19 protein-coding genes are annotated in these 20,293 nt (G+C 44.5%); 15 read left to right on the top strand and 4 right to left on the bottom strand.

What is annotated here, in order from left to right:
• Positions 1-343: 343 nt before the first annotated feature.
• Entirely contained in the window at positions 344-2,683 is a 2,340-nt protein-coding gene (locus tag JK188_RS09410; RefSeq protein ID WP_211887123.1) for a Tex family protein, read from the bottom strand.
• A 162-nt stretch (positions 2,684-2,845) separates the two neighbouring features.
• Between JK188_RS09410 and greB the strand changes: the two genes are divergently transcribed.
• The 14 genes from greB (at position 2,846) to hemN (ending at position 17,224) form a co-directional block, all read left to right on the top strand.
• Positions 2,846-3,331, top strand: coding sequence for a transcription elongation factor GreB (gene greB / locus JK188_RS09405; protein ID WP_036948453.1), 486 nt, complete (start codon positions 2,846-2,848; stop codon positions 3,329-3,331).
• A gap of 114 nt (positions 3,332-3,445) precedes the next feature.
• Positions 3,446-4,165 carry an osmolarity response regulator transcription factor OmpR gene (gene ompR / locus JK188_RS09400; RefSeq protein ID WP_036948456.1) on the top strand — a complete coding sequence of 240 codons (720 nt, stop codon included), beginning with the start codon at positions 3,446-3,448 and terminating at the stop codon, positions 4,163-4,165.
• Positions 4,162-5,493: a two-component system sensor histidine kinase EnvZ gene (gene envZ, locus JK188_RS09395; RefSeq protein WP_211887125.1), complete on the top strand. Its 1,332-nt coding sequence runs from the start codon at positions 4,162-4,164 to the stop codon at positions 5,491-5,493. Before ompR ends, envZ begins: the two co-directional genes overlap by 4 nt.
• Before the next feature lie 468 nt (positions 5,494-5,961).
• Entirely contained in the window at positions 5,962-7,005 is a 1,044-nt protein-coding gene (pstS, locus tag JK188_RS09390) for a phosphate ABC transporter substrate-binding protein PstS (protein ID WP_036948462.1), read from the top strand.
• A gap of 111 nt (positions 7,006-7,116) precedes the next feature.
• Positions 7,117-8,073: a phosphate ABC transporter permease PstC gene (gene pstC / locus JK188_RS09385; RefSeq protein WP_154626385.1), complete on the top strand. Its 957-nt coding sequence runs from the start codon at positions 7,117-7,119 to the stop codon at positions 8,071-8,073.
• A gap of 2 nt (positions 8,074-8,075) precedes the next feature.
• Positions 8,076-8,957 carry a phosphate ABC transporter permease PstA gene (pstA, locus tag JK188_RS09380; RefSeq protein WP_211887127.1) on the top strand — a complete coding sequence of 294 codons (882 nt, stop codon included), beginning with the start codon at positions 8,076-8,078 and terminating at the stop codon, positions 8,955-8,957.
• Positions 8,958-8,995: 38 nt separating this feature from the next.
• Entirely contained in the window at positions 8,996-9,772 is a 777-nt protein-coding gene (gene pstB / locus JK188_RS09375) for a phosphate ABC transporter ATP-binding protein PstB (RefSeq protein ID WP_036948470.1), read from the top strand.
• A gap of 13 nt (positions 9,773-9,785) precedes the next feature.
• Positions 9,786-10,517: a phosphate signaling complex protein PhoU gene (phoU, locus tag JK188_RS09370; protein ID WP_006663093.1), complete on the top strand. Its 732-nt coding sequence runs from the start codon at positions 9,786-9,788 to the stop codon at positions 10,515-10,517.
• A 241-nt stretch (positions 10,518-10,758) separates the two neighbouring features.
• Complete coding sequence (locus JK188_RS09365) at positions 10,759-11,598, top strand: ABC transporter substrate-binding protein (RefSeq protein ID WP_036948477.1); 840 nt, start codon at positions 10,759-10,761, stop codon at positions 11,596-11,598.
• A gap of 74 nt (positions 11,599-11,672) precedes the next feature.
• Positions 11,673-12,425 (top strand): amino acid ABC transporter permease, encoded by a 753-nt coding sequence (locus JK188_RS09360; protein ID WP_211887129.1) that lies wholly within the window; start codon positions 11,673-11,675, stop codon positions 12,423-12,425.
• 1 nt (position 12,426) lies between these two features.
• Positions 12,427-13,179: an amino acid ABC transporter permease gene (locus tag JK188_RS09355; protein ID WP_211887131.1), complete on the top strand. Its 753-nt coding sequence runs from the start codon at positions 12,427-12,429 to the stop codon at positions 13,177-13,179.
• A 238-nt stretch (positions 13,180-13,417) separates the two neighbouring features.
• Positions 13,418-14,752 (top strand): NCS2 family permease, encoded by a 1,335-nt coding sequence (locus tag JK188_RS09350; RefSeq protein ID WP_211887133.1) that lies wholly within the window; start codon positions 13,418-13,420, stop codon positions 14,750-14,752.
• A gap of 364 nt (positions 14,753-15,116) precedes the next feature.
• Complete coding sequence (gene yihI, locus JK188_RS09345) at positions 15,117-15,635, top strand: Der GTPase-activating protein YihI (protein ID WP_036948490.1); 519 nt, start codon at positions 15,117-15,119, stop codon at positions 15,633-15,635.
• A 215-nt stretch (positions 15,636-15,850) separates the two neighbouring features.
• Positions 15,851-17,224 carry an oxygen-independent coproporphyrinogen III oxidase gene (gene hemN, locus JK188_RS09340; protein ID WP_211887135.1) on the top strand — a complete coding sequence of 458 codons (1,374 nt, stop codon included), beginning with the start codon at positions 15,851-15,853 and terminating at the stop codon, positions 17,222-17,224.
• A gap of 190 nt (positions 17,225-17,414) precedes the next feature.
• Here hemN and ampC read toward each other — a convergent pair whose 3' ends face one another.
• Positions 17,415-18,557 carry a class C beta-lactamase gene (gene ampC / locus JK188_RS09335; RefSeq protein ID WP_211887137.1) on the bottom strand — a complete coding sequence of 381 codons (1,143 nt, stop codon included), beginning with the start codon at positions 18,555-18,557 and terminating at the stop codon, positions 17,415-17,417.
• 154 nt (positions 18,558-18,711) lie between these two features.
• On the opposite strand from ampC, the gene JK188_RS09330 reads away from it, so the two are divergent.
• Entirely contained in the window at positions 18,712-19,602 is an 891-nt protein-coding gene (locus JK188_RS09330; protein ID WP_211887139.1) for a LysR family transcriptional regulator, read from the top strand.
• Between the two features lie 83 nt (positions 19,603-19,685).
• Here JK188_RS09330 and JK188_RS09325 read toward each other — a convergent pair whose 3' ends face one another.
• Entirely contained in the window at positions 19,686-19,973 is a 288-nt protein-coding gene (locus tag JK188_RS09325; RefSeq protein ID WP_211887141.1) for a helix-turn-helix domain-containing protein, read from the bottom strand.
• 72 nt (positions 19,974-20,045) lie between these two features.
• Positions 20,046-20,293 (bottom strand): helix-turn-helix domain-containing protein (locus tag JK188_RS09320; RefSeq protein WP_336431817.1); only part of this gene is annotated, 248 nt, incomplete at its 5' end.

The following is a 20,293-nucleotide window of genomic DNA, read 5'->3' as shown; positions in this document are numbered from 1 at the left end:
GTGGTTATCTTTAAAAGAAATAGAATGGAAGATAAAATTAAATCTAATTAACAATGAGAATCATAATCATCTACCATGATTATATTTAGCCTCTTTTTCTGGCAATATTAAATGATGTGGATCAAAAAGGGATTTAGTTGGCGGAGTTTTTTAAAACGAAAAGGCAGATGTTAGTATTGTTAATTAATATAATTAAATAAGACAAAATGCAGATAATAAATTGAATTAGTTATTTAATTTATTTCTATAAGAAAAATGGAATATGTTTAAATTAAGTACGGAGAAATGATTAAATACATTTTAATAAATGCCCTTACCGATAAAACAGCAAGGGCATCATATCTTAGCGCTTTTTACCAAAAGCAGCGGCCAGTGCATCACTCATCGCACTGTTGCTAGACGCAGAGCTAGATGATGAATTTCCTCGCGCATTCCCTCGTGAAGCAGGGGCTTTGCGGGTATTTCTATCTTGCGCTGGAGCCGCACTGCGAGGTGCGCTGCTACCTTCACCCGCTTGTTCATCTAAGCGCATAGTGAGCGCAATACGCTTACGAGCAATATCCACATCCAGCACTTTGACTTTCACAATGTCACCCGTTTTGACGACTTTGTGAGGATCTTCAACATAGCTGTTTGAAAGGGAAGAAATATGTACTAGACCATCTTGATGAACACCAATATCCACAAATGCCCCGAAATTAGTGACGTTAGTCACTGCACCTTCTAAGATCATTCCCGGTGTTAAGTCATTCATCGTTTCGACGCCGTCAGCAAAGGTTGCCGTTTTAAACTCAGGGCGTGGGTCACGACCCGGTTTTTCCAGCTCTTTGATGATGTCTGTGACGGTAGGAACCCCAAACTGTTCGGTGGTAAATTCACGTGGGCTTAAGCCATTTAATACCTGTGAATTGCCCATGATCTCTTTGAGTGGCTGACGTACAGCTTCAAGGATTTTTTCAACGATTGGGTAGGCTTCCGGGTGAACCGTTGAGGCATCCAATGGGTTATCCCCATTGGTGATACGCAAGAAACCCGCACACTGTTCAAAGGCTTTCGGACCTAAGCGAGCGACCTTGAGTAACTGTTTTCTGTCATTGAATTGACCGTTAGCATCACGCCAATCAACAACATTTTGCGCGATCATTTTGCTCAAGCCAGCAACACGGGTAAGTAGTGCCACGGAAGCGGTATTTAAATCGACGCCGACGGAGTTTACGCAGTCTTCAACGACTGCATCTAACTTACGGGCTAACTGAGTTTGGCTGACATCATGCTGATATTGGCCGACACCAATAGATTTCGGGTCGATTTTTACCAGTTCAGCCAGCGGGTCTTGTAAGCGACGAGCAATAGAAACCGCGCCACGCAGAGATACGTCTAAATCAGGGAATTCTAATGCTGCCAGCTCAGAAGCGGAATAAACAGAGGCGCCAGCTTCACTGACAATGACTTTTTGCGCTGTGACGTCAGGGAACTGTTTTTGTACTTCAGCAAAGAAGCGTTCGGTTTCTCGTGATGCAGTTCCGTTACCAATCGCGACCAGCTCAACGTGGTATTTCTGGCATAATGCGGCAACGATAGCAGCCGCTTTGGCAGCTTGGCCTGTGTGCGGGTAAATGGTATCTGTCGCCATGACTTTACCCGTCGCATCAACGACCGCCACTTTGACACCTGTACGTAAACCCGGATCGAGACCCATCGTGGCACGCATACCCGCAGGAGCTGCCATCAATAAATCACTGAGGTTACGGGCGAATACGTTAATTGCTTCTTCTTCCGCTTTCTCGCGCAGGGCGCTCATGATTTCGGTTTCTAGGTGCAGTAACACTTTGACTCGCCAAGTCCAACTAATGACGGCTTTACGCCATTGGTCAGCGGGGGCATTGTTCAAACGAACATCTAAATGGCGAGTAATAATTTCTTCGCAATAACTCTCTTTTGGCGGCTCTTCAAACTGAGGGTCGCAGTTGAGGGATAACTGCAAAACACCTTCATTGCGACCACGGAACATGGCCAAAGCGCGGTGTGAAGGAACTTGAGCAACGGGTTCATGGTGATCAAAATAGTCGCTAAATTTTACACCCTCAGTCTGTTTGCCATCAGCAACAACAGAAACAATGTGCGTATTCTTCCAAATATAGTCGCGAACTTTCGCTAATAAGGTAGCATCTTCGGCGAAACGCTCCATTAAAATGTAGCGAGCACCATCTAAAGCGGCTTTGGTATCCGCAACGCCTTTATCTGCGTCAACATAGCTTTGTGCAAGTGTATCCGGTGACTGGCTTGGATCGTTCCACAGCGTATCCGCTAAGGGTTCTAAGCCCGCTTCGATAGCAATTTGCCCACGAGTACGGCGCTTTGGTTTGTAAGGGAGGTAAAGATCTTCGAGTTCGGTTTTATTCAGCGTTGTATTGATAGCAGAAGCGAGTTCTGGAGTAAGCTTACCTTGTTCATCAATGGATTTTAGAATGGTTTGCTTACGGTCGTTTAACTCTCTCAAATACCCTAAACGGCTCTCTAGCTGACGTAGCTGAGTGTCATCCAATCCCCCCGTAACCTCTTTACGGTAGCGGGCGATAAATGGGACGGTATTGCCTTCATCCAATAATGTAATGGCTGAAAACACCTGTTTTGGTTGGGCTTGTAGTTCGGCCGCAATAATTTGGCTTAGAGTTTCATTCATGTCGTGTTTAAATACCTACTCAAAGAACAGTGAAAATAGACTGCACAGTTATACTTGCTGGTAGACAGAATTGCCAGACAGAATTTTTGTCTAGTGGTAGGCAAGTCGCAGATTATATTTTATAAAATATTATAATTATCCGATTTATATACCTTTAATGAGATGAATAAGAGCCTTTTAATTACCCGTGAAGGATGGGATGCTTTAGACAAAGAACTTAAATATCTTTGGAAAGAAGAGCGCCCTCGAGTGACGCAGTCCGTCTCTGAAGCCGCAGCCCAGGGCGATCGTTCCGAAAACGCAGAATATATTTACGGTAAAAAACGGCTGCGGGAAATAGACCGCCGTATTCGTTTTCTATCCAAAAGATTGGATCAGCTTAGAATTGTTGAACCCGATCCTCGACAAGAGGGGCGTGTGTTTTTTGGCGCATGGGTTAAGCTTGAAGATGATAATGAAAATATCAGAATTTTCCGGTTAGTGGGGGCTGATGAATTTGATCCTGCTAAGCAGTGGATTTCTATCGATTCACCAGTAGCTCGCGCATTAATTGGCAAGCAGGTTGATGATGAAGTGGTCGTTACAACGCCGGGCGGAAAAGTCACGTATTTTGTGCTAGAGATTAGCTATAAACCATTAATCAGTTAACGAGTAAAATGATTCATTAAAGTTAGTGTTAATGGTAAATTAATGGCATGAATATTATTTTTGTTACTTTCATCAGCAGAATAATTCTAAAATTCCACACTTTGGGGGCTATAAATGCAGGAAAGTTATAAAGTTCTCGTCGTCGATGATGATATGCGTTTACGTGCTCTGCTTGAACGTTACCTCACCGAGCAGGGTTTTCAGGTAAGAAGTGCAGCGAATGCTGAACAGATGGACAGGATCCTAACACGGGAATCTATTCATTTAATCGTATTGGACTTAATGCTTCCTGGGGAAGATGGCTTATCTATTTGCCGTCGTTTACGTAGTCAAAATAACCCAATTCCAATCATTATGGTTACCGCGAAAGGCGAAGAAGTTGACCGTATTGTGGGCTTAGAAATTGGTGCGGATGACTATATCCCTAAACCGTTTAACCCTCGTGAACTGTTAGCGCGTATTCGTGCGGTGCTGCGTCGCCAAGCGAACGAGTTACCGGGTGCACCATCGCAAGATGATGCCGTCATCACTTTTGGTAAATTTAAATTGAACCTCGGAACCCGTGAAATGTTCCAAGGCGAAGAAAATATGCCATTAACCAGTGGTGAGTTTGCGGTGTTGAAGGTATTAGTTTCTTATCCACGCGAACCATTATCTCGTGACAAGCTGATGAGTTTGGCTCGAGGTCGTGAATACAGTGCGATGGAACGTTCTATCGACGTTCAAATTTCACGTTTACGCCGTATGATTGAAGAAGATCCTGCGCACCCACGTTACATTCAAACCGTTTGGGGCTTAGGATACGTATTTGTTCCAGATGGAAGTAAAGCATGAAGCGACTGAGGTTCTCACGACGTAGTACATTTTCTCGCTCGTTATTTTTGTTTGTCGCACTCCTGTTCGCAAGCCTTGTGACCAGCTACATGGTTGTATTGAATTTTGTTGTGATGCCAAGCTTACAGCAGTTCAATAAAGTGCTTGCCTATGAAGTACGTACATTGATGACAGAGAAAATGGTTCTACAAGATGGAACCTCAGTGCGAGTTTCACCCGCATTACGTAAAAAAATCTACAATGAGCTCGGTATTACCTTTTACGCCCATTCAGCGGCGATGGAAGAGGGATTAAACTGGGCAAAAGAGTATGATTTTCTAAGTGAAAACATGTCGGAATACTTAGGTGGCAAGGCCAGCGTGCATCTGGAACTTGGGCGTGAGTATCCGATATTGTGGTTAACATCCTACCTAGCACCGGATATTTGGGTGCGCGTTCCACTCACCGAAATCGGTCAAAATCAGTTTTCTCAAGTTTTCCGCTATACACTCACGGTCTTCCTCACAATTTTTGCGGGGGTTTGGCTCTATATTCGCTATCAAAACAAGCCATTATTAGAGCTGGAATATCACGCGGGTGAGGTCGGTAAGGGGCATGTTATGCCGCCGATGCAAGAGAAAGGTGCCACAGAGGTGCGTGCTGCTATTCGCTCGTTCAACCATATGGCGGCAGGGATAAAATCCCTCGAAAATGACCGTACCGTACTAATGGCAGGGGTCAGTCATGACCTTCGAACGCCACTGACGCGAATTCGTCTCGCAACGGAAATGATGGGACCAGAAGATGGCTATCTCGCTGAATCTATCAACAAAGATATTGAAGAGTGCGACGCAATAATCGGCCAATTCATGTCTTACCTGAAAACAGGGCAAGAGATGGATATGGAGTTCTGCGACCTTAACGCTATCCTCAACGAAGCTGTTGTTGCTGAAACCAACGTCGTGGGAGAAATTGAAACCAATTTAGTCTCAGGACCAGTGATGTTCAACGGTAACCATCTTGCTATCAAACGCGCGATTACCAACATGATAGTCAACGCTTATCGCTACGGAAATGGCTGGATCAAAGTCAGCAGTGGTAAAAATGAAGATTATGTTTGGTTCCAAGTTGAAGATGATGGCGCGGGGATCAAAGAAGAAGACATTCAACGCCTATTCCAGCCGTTCGTACAGGGTGAAAAAGCCCGTAGCAACAAAGGTACAGGGCTGGGGCTCGCGATAATTCGCAGGATTATAGATGCTCACGAAGGGAATATTGAGATCCATAAAAGTGAGCGTGGCGGGTTTGCTATTCGAGCCTTGCTCCCTCTCAAAGAACGCGAAGACTAAATATCTCGTCGTATTTCAACTTGTAGGGGTGTTGACTACGCTCAGCTACTCAGGTCACATACTAATGTATGCTCCCTGAGATATCTTTGCTTGTCGCCTACCTACAAGCTGAAATACTTAGAGATATACTGTGTAGATAGAAAGATAGAAAGATAGAAAGATAGAAAGATAGAAAGATAGAAAGATAGAAAGATAGAAAGAGAAATAAATTTTTTCATTTATGACAATATGTCATATTCCAAACGCTAAGCTGTCACATTCGCTGTTCTTATTTAGTTTGTTGAAAAATAAGTAAATAATCATTTTTGTACCATTCTGCTACACTTAATCATGTCGATAAAATCTGCAAATGTCATAAAACTGTCATAAAGCTGACATATTGCCGTAACTCAATTGTCCTATTTTCCCTACCGTGACATACACCCAATAATTTAATACTTGATTATTTCTTACATCCCCGGAGGGATTATGAAAATGATGCGTACCACACTAGCAAGCGTAATGGCAGCAACCTTATCTCTGACTGCAATGTCTTCTTTTGCTGCTACCAGCCTGACCGGAGCTGGCGCGACATTCCCTGCTCCTGTTTATGCGAAGTGGGCAGATACTTATCAGAAAGAAACAGGTAATAAAATTAACTATCAGGGGATCGGTTCTTCTGGTGGTGTAAAACAGATTAATGCAAAAACAGTTGATTTCGGTGCGTCTGATGCGCCATTGACTGATGAAAAACTCAAAGAAGACGGCTTATTCCAATTCCCAACCGTGATTGGTGGTGTGGTTTTAGCGGTAAACGTTAAAGGCATCGAATCTAATCAACTGGTTCTTGATGGTAAAACTCTGGGCGACATCTACTTAGGCAAAATTGCAAAATGGAATGACCCAGCCATCGCAAAACTGAATCCAAACGTAAAATTACCTGACCAAAACATCGCTGTAGTTCGCCGCTCTGATGGTTCTGGTACCACATTCGTCTTCACAAGCTACTTAGCAAAAGTTAGCTCAAACTGGAAAGATGAAGTGGGTGCAGGTTCAACGGTTAACTGGCCGAAAAATAGCGTAGGCGGTAAAGGTAACGACGGCGTTGCAGCCTTTGTTCAACGTCTGCCAGGCTCTATCGGTTATGTAGAATATGCTTACGCAAAACAGAATAATCTTGCGTATACTAAGCTGGTTTCTGCAGATGGCCAGCCAGTTTCACCAACAGGTGAAAGCTTCAGCGCAGCAGCGAAAAAAGTAGATTGGTCTAAATCATTTGCACAAGACCTGACTAACCGTGAAGGCGCTAACGCATGGCCAATTACCTCAACCACATTCATCCTAGTTCACAAGCAACAAGCGGATGCTGAGAAAGGTAAAGCGGTTCTTGATTTCTTCAACTGGGCTTACGACAAAGGTGGTAAACAAGCAGAAGCATTAGATTATGCTGTGTTACCTCAAGAAGTTGTGACCGCAGTACGTGCAGCATGGAAAACAGAAGTAAAAGATAGCCAAGGTAAAGCACTGTTCTAAGTGCCCCTCGGGTTGGAAAAGGGTAAGCGGGGGCTGAGGAATAGCTCCCGCTTATTCACCGTAGTAACGTAAGTCCTACTGAAAAGTAGGCATGGAATGAGAACAAAGCGCATGGCCGAAAAAATAACGGCATTCAAAGCCCCTAGTAAATCGGGCGACGTGATTTTTAGTGCATTAGTCAAAATAGCAGCGCTAATCACTCTCCTCATGCTTGGTGGCATTATTATTTCCCTGATTTTCGCATCTTGGCCAAGTATGCAGAAATTCGGGTTTTCGTTTTTGTGGAACAAAGAGTGGGATGCGCCAGCAGAACAGTTTGGTGCATTAGTGCCTATCTACGGCACCATCGTTACATCATTAATCGCTCTGATTATCGCCGTGCCAGTGAGTTTTGGTATCGCACTATTCTTAACAGAGCTAGCGCCTAACTGGTTAAAACGTCCATTAGGTATTGCGATTGAGCTTCTCGCGGCTATCCCAAGTATTGTTTACGGTATGTGGGGGCTGTTTGTCTTCGCTCCATTATTTGCAGAATACTTCCAAGAACCGGTTGGTAATGTCATGTCGAGCATTCCAATTGTTGGCGAACTTTTCTCAGGCCCTGCGTTTGGTATCGGTATTCTTGCGGCAGGTATTATCCTTGCCATTATGATCATTCCTTACATCGCCTCGGTAATGCGCGATGTGTTTGAACAAACTCCTGTGATGATGAAAGAGTCAGCCTACGGAATTGGCTGTACCACATGGGAAGTGATTTGGAACATCGTTCTGCCTTATACCCGTAATGGGGTGATTGGCGGGGTGATGCTGGGGCTAGGTCGTGCATTGGGAGAAACCATGGCGGTGACATTCGTCATTGGTAACACTTACCAGCTCGATAGCCCTTCACTGTTTATGCCGGGTAACAGTATTACCTCTGCGCTGGCGAACGAATTTGCTGAAGCGGAAAGTGGTTTACACACCGCAGCGCTGATGGAACTTGGTTTAATTCTGTTTGTGATTACCTTCATTGTTCTGGCGATTTCCAAGCTGATGGTAATGCGCCTTGCTAAGAATGAGGGACGCTAATTATGTCGAATTATGAACCTGTTGTAGTGAATCAAAAAGAACGCGCACGCCGCCAAGCATGGCGTCGTCAAGTCAACAGAATGGCATTATTAGTCTCCATGCTGACGATGGCGTTTGGTCTGTTCTGGCTAGTGTGGATTTTATTCTCCACGGTAACCAAAGGGATTGATGGCATGTCCCTCAATCTGTTTACTGAAATGACTCCGCCGCCAAATACAGAAGGCGGTGGTTTGGCGAACGCCATTGTGGGAAGTGGATTGCTTATCTTGTGGGCGACTGTTATCGGGACTCCATTAGGGATTTTAGCGGGTATCTACTTAGCGGAATATGGTCGCAAATCGTGGTTAGCTTCGGTGACGCGTTTTATTAACGACATTCTGTTATCTGCGCCTTCAATTGTGGTTGGTCTGTTTGTTTACACCATTGTGGTGGCTCAAATGCAGCATTTCTCGGGTTGGGCGGGGGTGATTGCACTTGCATTACTGCAAATCCCAATTGTTATCCGTACCACTGAGAACATGTTGAAGCTCGTGCCTGATAGCCTGCGTGAAGCGGCATATGCACTGGGCACACCAAAATGGAAAATGATTTTATCCATTACATTAAAAGCATCTGTATCTGGGATTATTACCGGTATTTTGCTGGCTATCGCGCGTATTGCGGGGGAAACCGCACCGCTGCTGTTTACGTCACTCTCGAACCAATTCTGGAGCACCGACATGAATGAGCCAATTGCTAACTTACCAGTGACTATCTTCAAATTTGCAATGAGTCCGTTCTCTGAATGGCAGCAATTAGCATGGGCAGGGGTTCTCCTAATCACCTTATGTGTCCTGTTAATCAATATCATTGCCCGTGTTGTGTTTGCACAGAAAAAACACTAATCCCAGACGAATAAAAGAATTGATAGAGAGAAGTAGCCATGATTAATGCAAACGATATTGCAAACAGTAAAATTAAAGTTCGTGACCTTAACTTCTACTATGGAAAGTTTCACGCGCTGAAGAATATCTCTTTAGACATTGAAAAGAACAAAGTGACTGCGTTTATCGGCCCATCAGGTTGTGGTAAATCCACGCTGCTGCGTACCTTCAACAAAATGTACGAACTGTATGGTGAGCAACGCGCAGAAGGCGAAATTTTACTGGATGGTCAAAACATCCTGACTGATAAACAAGACATCGCGTTATTACGTGCAAAAGTCGGTATGGTGTTCCAAAAACCAACGCCATTCCCGATGTCTATCTACGACAATATCGCGTTCGGTGTGCGTTTGTTTGAAAAGCTGTCCCGCGTCGAAATGGACGAGCGTGTGCAGTGGGCGCTAACAAAAGCGGCACTGTGGAATGAAACCAAAGATAAACTTCACCAAAGCGGCTATAGCCTCTCTGGTGGTCAGCAACAGCGTCTGTGTATTGCGCGTGGTATCGCCATTCGCCCAGAAGTTCTGTTACTCGATGAGCCATGTTCTGCTCTGGACCCAATTTCAACGGGGCGTATTGAAGAGTTGATCAGCGAATTGAAATCAGAATATACCGTGGTGATCGTTACTCACAACATGCAACAAGCGGCGCGCTGCTCTGATTACACGGCATTTATGTACTTGGGTGAGTTGGTGGAATTTAATAACACTGACAAGATGTTTACCACCCCAGAAATGAAACAAACTGAAGATTATATTACTGGCCGCTACGGTTGATATGGAGCCGACGATGGATACGCTGAACCACAACAAACATATATCAGGGCAGTTCAACGCTGAACTGGAACATATCCATACTGAGTTGATGACCATGGGAGGGCTAGTTGAAGAGCAGCTCACCAAGGCTATCACTGCGATGCATAATCAGGATGAAGCCCTAGCGCGAGAAGTGATTGCCAATGACCATAAAGTCAACATGATGGAAGTGGCAATCGATGAAGAGTGCGTCAAAATCATCGCTAAGCGCCAGCCAACCGCGAGCGACTTGCGTTTGATTATGGCAATCTCGAAAACCATCGCTGAGCTGGAAAGAATCGGTGACGTCGCGGATAAAATCTGCCAAACCGCACTGGAAAAATTCTCTCAGCAGCACCAGCCATTGTTGGTGAGCTTGGAGTCATTAGGTCGCCATACCGTGCAAATGCTGCATGACGTGCTAGATGCTTTTGCGCGCATGGACTTGGAAGAAGCTATCCGTATTTATCGTGAAGATGAAAAGGTAGACCAAGAATACGAGGGGATTGTCCGTCAGTTAATGACGTATATGATGGAAGACCCGCGTACCATTCCAAGTGTTTTAACTGCGCTGTTCTGTGCTCGCTCCATTGAGCGTATCGGTGACCGTTGCCAGAACATTTGTGAATTTATTTTCTACTATGTTAAAGGGCAAGATTTCCGCCATGTAGGTGGAGACAGCCTTGAAAAAATGCTGACTAGCTCGAAAGATAGCAACAAAGAGTAACTGTTAAACCACTGGGGTGCTGGCCACCGCAGTGTTCATCTTCTTCATTTTCTTCTTGCTCGATAAGAGTCTTAATCTGCAACATTTTAGGGGTCGCTCCGATGGATTTTCGCCCCTTTTTTTATGTCTATTCATATTCCAAATTGATATAAATATATTATTTAATATTATTTCAAGTGCTAAGAAATAGTTGATAGCTTGTGATGGTCGATTTACACAAATTTACCGTTAGGGGTATTCAATGAAAGCTCGTTTTCTTACTTCCGCACTTTTAGTTGCAGGTCTGGCGCTGACAGCGAATGTCGCTAGCGCAGATAAATTAGATGATATTAAACAAGCGGGAGTGATCCGCATTTCTGTTTTTGACAGTAATCCCCCATTCGGATTTATTGATCCTAAAACCAAGAAACTCGCTGGCTATGATATCGATATCGCCCAAGCGATTGCTGATGATCTTGGCGTGAAATTAGAGCTGCGTCCAACCAACCCAGCTAACCGCATTCCACTGTTAACATCCGGCAAAGTTGACCTGATTGGTGCCAATTTCACAATTACAGATGAACGTGCAAAACAGGTGGATTTCTCCATTCCTGACTTTGCAACAGGGCAAAAATTTATCGCGCGTAAAGGCGTACTGAAAACCCCTGAAGATATCGCTCCACTGCGTATTGGTGCAGACAAAGGAACTGTTCAGGAAGTGACTCTGCGCGAACGTTTCCCGAATACCAAAGTCATCTCTTACGACGATACCCCGCAAGCTTTCGCAGCGCTACGTAACGGTAACGTACAAGCGATCACCCAAGATGATGCGAAGCTGGTGGGCTTGCTCGGTAACTTGCCAGAAAAAGTGAAAGCAGACTTTGAAATTTCACCATTTAGCTTAACCAAAGAGTACCAAGCGCTAGGTGCGAGCAAAGGGGAAACGCGTTTAATTGAAAACGTGAATGCTACCTTGCTGAAACTGGAGAAAGAAGGCAAAGCGAACGAGATTTATAACCGTTGGTTTGGTCCAGACACCAAAGCGGCACAACCACGTGGTGAATTCAAATTTGCCCCATTGAGCGAGCAGCCTAAATCTTAAGTTAGTCATGCAGTTTAGTGAGAGTAAACGCCCCTGCCATGTTGCAGGGGTTGTCAGTTATAGCGAGGCGAAATATGTTCGACAAATTTTTCAGCGGTGACTTCTGGTCTGCGCATCTACTAGCACCACAATACCTTGAGTGGTTTGGCTATGGCTTTTTGCTCACAGTCTGGATCTCGATTTGTACGATCATCGCTGCCACGCTATTAGGTTTTATTGCCGCCTCGGCAAGAGACAGCCAAATCGCGCCGCTACGCTGGTTTGTGACCGTTTATATTTCGATTTTCCGTAATACGCCGCTGCTGGTGCAACTGTTTTTCTGGTATTTTGCCTCGGGAGAAATTCTCCCTGAATCAGCAATGGAATGGCTGAATACGCCCCATGAAATTGAAATTTTAGGGATAACATTAGGCTGGCCGTCCTTTGAATTTTTAGCCGGATTTGTTGGTTTAACGCTATACACCGTGCCTTTCATTGCGGAAGAAGTGCGCTCAGGTATCCGAGGCGTGCGTCAAGGACAGAAACAAGCGGCTCTCGCTTTGGGGCTGACATCATGGCAGTCCATGCGTTTAGTGATTTTACCGCAAGCCGTAAAAATCGCGTTACCGCCGCTGTTAGGGCAATACATGAACGTCGTCAAAAACTCGTCATTAACCATGGCGATCGGGGTGGCGGAGCTCTCTTATGTATCACGCCAAGTAGATAGTCAATCATTACAAACATTTGCTGCATTTGGTTTAGCAACAGTGCTGTACATCGCAATCATCGCCGTAATGGAAGGCTGGGGTCAGTGGCGACAACAGCGTCAGTTGGCTCAGGGGGTATAAGATGGATTTTTCAGTCATTACGGATAACTGGCAATATCTGCTATTTGGGGCTTATCCTGATGGACCACTAGAAGGAGCCGCTCTAACGCTAATTATGAGCATATTGGCTGGCGCTGCTTCTATTGTTCTCGGCACATTGGGTGGTATTGCACTGGCGATGCTACGTGGCTTCTGGATGAATTTATTTGCCGCCGTTTTAGGTTTTTTCCGCGCCATTCCCGTCATTATGTTGATTTTTTGGACTTACTTTCTATTGCCTATTGTCTTCGGAACGGAAATTCCAGGCGTGACGGCGGTGGTGTGTGCATTAGCACTGATCACTTCAGCCTATTTAGCCCACGGCGTGAAAGCGGGAATTTTAGCTATCGGTCAAGGGCAATGGAACGCCGGGCTTTCTCTCGGGTTTAACCGCTGGCAAGTGCTGTGGAATGTGGTGTTACCTCAAGCATTACGAATGATGGTACCTTCCTTTATTAACCAATGGGTTGCGTTAATTAAAGATACCTCTCTGGCGTATATTGTGGGGGTAGCAGAGCTGTCATTCCTAGCAACACAGGTGAATAACCGTGAAATGATCTATCCGCTGGAAGTGTTCCTGTTTGTGGCATTTATCTACTTTGTGATGTGCCTGTCAGTCGAAATTATTGCCAATCAAGTGGCGAAAAAACTCAGTGATAAAAGCGCAGCACGTAGTCGTTCAGCAAAACGCGGTTGGCTGTTTTGGCGACGTCAAAAGCTGATTGCGCTTTCTTGATTTACGCCAAATAGCCCAAAAGCGGCGAAATTCCTCAATGGCGGTGTGACAACCGCCATATTTCTCTCGATATTCATTTACAGTATCAGTCAGTTAGGAAATACGACTTATTTAAAATGACGCAATCGTTTTCTTTTGCATCGTTTAGTTGTACCATGAGCCGAAAAAAACTTTTTTTCGTGCCCACCACGCATCCATTAGCAATCTAGGGCATGACATTTCGACAAGGCGCATTTTAATGACTAATCAATCATCTGGCTCCTCGCAATCGCAGGGTCTGTTTCAGCGTGTGTTTAAATTACAAGAACACGGTACCACCGCAAGAACAGAGCTTGTTGCAGGGTTCACCACCTTCCTGACGATGGTATATATCGTTTTCGTTAACCCACAAATTTTGTCCGTTGCTGGCATGGATATCAAAGCGGTATTCGTAACCACCTGTTTAATCGCAGCCATCGGCAGTATTTTAATGGGCTTACTGGCAAACTTACCTATCGCCGTTGCACCTGCGATGGGGCTAAACGCTTTCTTTGCTTTTGTGGTCGTTGGGGCGATGGGCTATTCATGGCAAGTCGCTATGGGCGCGGTATTCTGGGGCGCAGTGGGCTTATTTATTCTGACGTTATTCCGTATTCGTTACTGGATCATCGCCAATATTCCTCTGAGTTTACGAGTGGGGATCACCAGCGGTATCGGTCTATTTATCGCCATGATGGGACTGAAAAACTCCGGTATTATCGTCGCAAATCCAGATACTTTAGTGTCGATTGGTAACCTAACTCACCATAATGTGTGGCTAGGGGCATTAGGCTTTTTCATTATCGCCATTTTAGCGGCGCGTAATATCCATGCGGCAGTATTGGTGTCTATCGCCGTGACGACGCTGATTGGCTTAGCGCTGGGTGATGTGAAATATACGGGCATTTTCTCAATGCCACCAAGCATTACCAGTGTTGTTGGCCAAGTGGACTTTGCTGGCTCACTGGATCTGGCACTTTCTGGGGTTATCTTTGCCTTTATGTTGGTAAACCTGTTTGACTCTTCCGGTACCATGATTGGGGTAACAGACAAAGCGGGTATAACCAACGAGCGTGGGACTTTCCCTCGCATGAAACAAGCGCTGTATGTGGATAGCTTAAGTTCTGTGGCAGGCTCTGCAATGGGGACTTCATCCGTAACGGCGTACATCGAAAGCTCTTCAGGGGTATCGGTGGGTGGTCGTACAGGCTTAACCGCGATTGTCGTCGGTGTGTTATTCCTATTGACGATGTTTATCTCTCCGTTGGCAGGTATGGTTCCTGCTTATGCAACCGCAGGCGCGTTGATTTATGTTGGCGTTCTGATGACTTCAAGCTTAACGCGCGTGAAATGGGATGACTTAACTGAATCCGTTCCTGCGTTTATTACTGCGGTCATGATGCCATTTAGCTTCTCGATTACAGAAGGTATTGCGTTAGGGTTTATTGCGTACTGTGCGATGAAGATTGGTACAGGGCGCTGGCGTGATCTGGGTCTGTGTGTAATTTTAGTAGCGGCGATGTTTTTACTCAAAATGATCCTCGTCGACGCCTAATCTTCGTCATACTTCAAGCTGTGGCGTTGTTGTCTTCTCTCGGCTACTCGGGTCACATACTTATGTATGCTCCCCGAGATAACCTCGATTGACGCCTAGCCACAACTTGAATTATTTAGAATATTACTCAGGATATCTTTCTATTTTCTATTTTCTATTTTCTATCCTCTGGCGATACAGCTAGTTAGGCTCTCCCTTTTTGTTGCTTGCATGCAACTCAAATTATTTAAGGTATAATCATTAAAGTACTGTTGCGAATGCAAAGTGAGATAAAATTCACCTAAATTGCAAAGTAGTGCTTTCGCTGCTTAAGGGATCCTGCTAGATTCCGCCGCAGAAACTGATTTTATCAAGGTAGCAAACCATGAATTCACCGAAAAAACCGACCGCAAAACTGAAGAAAAAATACCGTAAGACGAAAGAAGAGCTCAACGCAGAAGGCCGTGAGCGTAAACGCGAGAAAAAACATCGCGGGCATAAGTCTGGTAGCCGTAACCAAGACGGTGCTTCGAATGGTCAAAAAAATGGGCAAAATGTTCAGGCTGACCCACGTATTGGCAGTAAAAAACCAATTCCACTGGTGGTTGAAAGTAACCAGCCAGTTGCGCGTCCTGTCGTGAAAGAAAAGCCTGTTGCTAAAGAAAAACTGACCCCAGAAAAAGAACTGGAAATGCTGGAAAGCAACGATCGCTTAGATGAGATTCTGGCACGACTGGAAGATGGTGAAACCATTACTGCTCAAGAGCAGCAATATGTTGATACCTGCTTAGACCGCATCGATGAACTGATGAATATCCTCGGTATCGAATATGCGGACGAAGACGGTGATGAAGAGGAAGAAGAGAAATTTGATGACATTATGCGCATCTTAAAAAGTAAATAATTTCCTCTCTATTCATTCCTCCCGTGCTATACGGGAGGAATTCTGCTTAATTTCTCGCCTATCTTCCTTTTCTTTGATGTTGCATCGGATCTGTATTTTCTAACATCGCTATAATCTTTGCGGTATAGACTCTTTACATAAATAGCTAAAAAATAATCTAAAGAGATATAATTAACAGTGATGCTTTCGAGCTTGTGGTCAATTAAGGAATATCAATGTCAGAGCAAAATATCGTTTGGGATCTCTCTCTCATCCAGAAATATAACTATTCAGGTCCGCGTTATACCTCTTATCCAACAGCCTTAGAGTTCAATCAAGACTACAACGAACAGGCTTTTGTTGAGGCAACCCAGCGTTATCCTGACCGTCCTTTGTCTCTGTATGTACATATCCCGTTTTGCCACAAACTGTGCTATTTCTGCGGCTGTAATAAGCTAGTTACTCGCCAAAAACATAAAGCGGATGAGTATTTACAAGTCATTGAAAAAGAAATTATCCAGCGTGCTGCGTTACTTAAAAATCGCACAGTGACTCAAATGCACTGGGGCGGTGGTACACCAACGTATTTAGATAAGGCACAAGTGAGCCATTTAGTTAGCTTGCTGAAAAAACATTTTCATTTTGCGCTAGATGCCGAGATGTCCATCGAAGTGGATCCCCGCGAAATCGAACTCGACATGATTGACCATCTGCGCAGCGAAGGCTTTAACCGCCTAAGCATGGGTGTTCAAGATTTTAATAAAGAAGTGCAAGTTCTAGTTAACCGCGAGCAAGATGAAGAGTTTATTTTTGCGCTGATTAAACGCGCCAAAGAGACGGGATTCACTTCAACCAGTATCGACCTAATTTACGGTTTACCAAAACAAACCCCTGAAAGCTTTGCGTTTACATTGAAAAAAGTGGCGGAGCTAGCTCCCGATCGTTTAAGCGTTTTCAACTATGCACATTTGCCGAATTTATTTGCAGCGCAGCGTAAAATCAAAGATGAAGACCTGCCAACGGCGGAGCAAAAACTGGATATTCTGCAAGATACCATCGCAACGCTGACATCTGGCGGTTATCAATTTATCGGAATGGATCACTTTGCTCGCCCAGAAGATGAACTGGCGGTCGCACAGCGAGAAGGGATTTTACATCGTAATTTCCAAGGGTATACCACCCAAGGAGATTGCGATTTATTAGGATTAGGGGTATCAGCGATCAGCATGCTAGGCGATAACTACGCCCAAAATCAGAAAGATTTAAAAACTTACTACGCGCAAGTGGAAGAAAAGGGGCATGCCCTATGGCGTGGATTAGTGCTAACTGACGACGACTGCCTGCGCCGTGACGTGATTAAAACATTGATTTGCAACTTCCAATTGAGTTTTGCGCAAATAGAAGCGCTCTACCCAATTGACTTCAAAACCTACTTCAAAGAAGACCTAGAACTGCTGAAACCGATGGCAGAAGATGGGCTGGTGGAAGTCAGTGAAACGGGGATTAAAGTCACGCCACGTGGGCGTTTGCTGATTCGTAATGTGTGTATGTGTTTTGATGTTTACTTACGAAGTCAAATGAGGCAGCGCCAATTCTCCCGAGTCATCTAAATGTTAGTCATACTTCACGCCGTGGCTTTGTTGTCTGCTCTCGGTCACTCGGGTCACATACTTTTGTATGCTCCCCGAGATAACCTCGTTTGACGCCTAGCCACAACGTGAATTATTTAGAACATTGGATGCTTGGCATATGATTATTTTGAGTATTAAATTTCCTGCATATTCCGCGTTTGGCGCAGGGCTAGTGCTTCACTTTTTCGATGAGCTGGTAGGCAGTGTTGATGCGCTCGGGGATTGGGTACCATTGGTTGGAAAGCAGCACCACGGCGATTTTTTCCTCGGGAATAAATACCGCGTAGGTGGCGAATCCGCCGGTAGAGCCAGTTTTGTTATACAGTGAGCGAGATTCTGGTGGCATCGGTGGCTGAATGGCATCTACTTTTTGCGGTTTCAGTGCCATATCATCACGGTTACCTTGTTGTAACTGGGCGAGTGAAACCGGCCACGGGTAACTTTCCCACATCAAATCTTGTACAAAAGAATCCGTCATATACACGCCTGTGTGTGTATCTTCCACCGCCTCTTGCCACGGTTTCGCTACGTTGGCCACTTGCATATTAATATCTAAAAAGCGGATCAAGTCCTTCGCGTTAGACTTCAAACCATATGCTTCATTATCTAAAATTTGCGGCGTCACACGCACCGGCTGATGCTGCTTGTTATACCCTTGAGCATAATTTTTTTGCTGATTTTGCGGTACCTGTAAATAGGTATGCTTCATGCCCAAAGCCGGTAACATCATCTTTTCCATCGCATCTGGGAATGACTGATTAAGCTGCTTAGCAGTCACCATGCCTAATAAACCCACACCAAGATTAGAGTAAGAACGGTATTCACCGATAGGTTTTTCAGGTGACCACTGCTGATAATAATGGATGAGCTCCGCGCGGTTAGTCACTGCATCTGGCACAAACAGGGACAAACCGGAGGTGTGAGTCGCCAAATTCATCACCGTGACTTTATCAAATGCGCTGTTTTTTAATTCAGGTAAATAATGGCTGACGGTTTGTGCGAAATCTAACTTACCTTGCCCTTGAGCATAGGCAGCAAGCGTAGCAGTAAACGTCTTTGATAAAGAACCGATTTCGTACAGCGTATTATTGCTCACCGGCACCTGAGTTTGTTTAGACTGCACGCCATAATGATAAATAAAATGTTCACCATCTACTGAAATGGCAACGGACATCCCCGGAATCTGCTGTTGTTTCATCAACGGTTTAATAATGCTGTCCACATCTGATTGCGTTAATGCCGCGCTAGATAGTGAGGTAAATGCCAAACTCAGGGCGACAAGCAGTCGTCCGTGACGAAAAAGATTTTTCATACAGATATCCATTTAAATAAAAGTTTTAGTTATGATGAGTGGCAAGCAAGAAGCTGTCACATACCAAAGGAAGAGTGATTCTGGTGTCGGAGTATGCGGCTTTTTTGGCATTAGTTAAAACGATATAAAATTCGATGAGGTAAAAGAAAATCTTATGGCTGAAAACGCTCGCTACCGTTTACCCCTCAATGCACTCAGAGCCTTTGAGGCATCCGCGCGCCACCTCAGCTTTACGCGAGCGGGTATGGAGTTGAATGTCACTCAGGCAGCGGTAAGTCAGCAAGTTCGTGCGCTGGAAGAACAGTTAGGCTTGGAGCTATTTATTCGCCTACCTAGAGGGCTGGCGTTGACCGATGAAGGGTTGGCATTATTGCCTGTCGTTAGCCGATCTTTCGACCAAATCGAATCATTATTGCAGCAATTCGAAGATGGTCATTATCATGAAGTCTTGAATGTTTCTGTGGTGGGAACCTTTGCAGCGGGCTGGTTACTACCGCGTTTATCGCGTTTTTCCGATCTCTACCCTTATATTGATTTGCGCATTATGACCCACAATAACGTGGTGAATTTAGCTGGAGAAGGGGCTGATTTTGCGATTCGTTTTGGGGAAGGGCTTTGGCCATTAGTGGAAAATACGCCGCTGTTTTCTGCGCCGCATACGGTGCTTTGTGCCGAAAAGGTCGCTCATAAACTTAAGCATCCCATTGATTTACAAAATTTTCCGTTGATGCGATCTTATCGTAAAGATGAATGGGAAAAATGGTTTTTAGCGGCGAATGTGGAACCGTGGCGTGTGAAAGGACCTGTTTTTGATTCTTCCCGTTTAATGGTGGAAGCGGCTTTATTGATGGACGGTGTTGCCATCGCACCAAGCTGTATGTTTGAGCGGGAGCTCAGAGCAGGGGATTTGGTTCAGCCATTTGATATTTCCGTGACTCTCGGGGGTTACTGGCTGAGTCGATTAAAATCCAAACCGATGACACCAGCTATGACGATTTTCCAGCAATGGTTACTTGAAGAATCCAAAAAGAAGGATCATTTATAGGGTGATAAATCGGTGCTTAAATTTTAAAGCACCGATTGTGAAATTAGCTAGGGTGTGGCGAGTATGAATTCAGAAACGTTCGTTCAGAAAATGACCGACTCGGCAGCGTAGTAACTTTTTTTATGGTCTTGCTCCTCGCGGCTGCCAGTTATTTCATTAAATTCTGCAAAGAAATAGGCAGGGTCGACCGAGAAAATAAGAGAGAAATGGTAGAGCGTGTCCACATGAATATTCACATCGCCATTTTCGTAGCGAGATAAATGTTGCTGACTGATCCCCAATTGTTCGCTCAGTTGTTTTCCACTGATTCCGTGGCTATCTCTTAGCGCTCTTATTTTTAGACCGACAGATTTTGATACGATTTTCTCCATATCGTTAACTCCTAGGTATATTTATTATGAGAGTTAATTAGATTTTTCTATAAATAGAATATATCGAAATACTTATTTTTCATTGATATCTAAAAGGTCTTTTATACCAATTTCAAAATAATCCGCATATTGCCATAATCTATCTAAATTAATTCTATTAACTCCTCTTTCATAACGTGACTGTTGCTGCTCGCTAACACCAATGGTATCCGCAAGCTCCCGTAATGTGATTCCATTCATTTTGCGATAATAAATAATTTTACTACCGACCATTTTAGATATGAGATAATCTTTAGACATATTGAGCCTCTCTGTGAATA

It is taken from the genome of Providencia sp. JGM181, assembly GCF_018257375.1.
In the GTDB taxonomy this organism is placed as follows: domain Bacteria; phylum Pseudomonadota; class Gammaproteobacteria; order Enterobacterales; family Enterobacteriaceae; genus Providencia; species Providencia lanzhouensis.
This window is presented reverse-complemented; position numbering and strand designations above follow the sequence as displayed.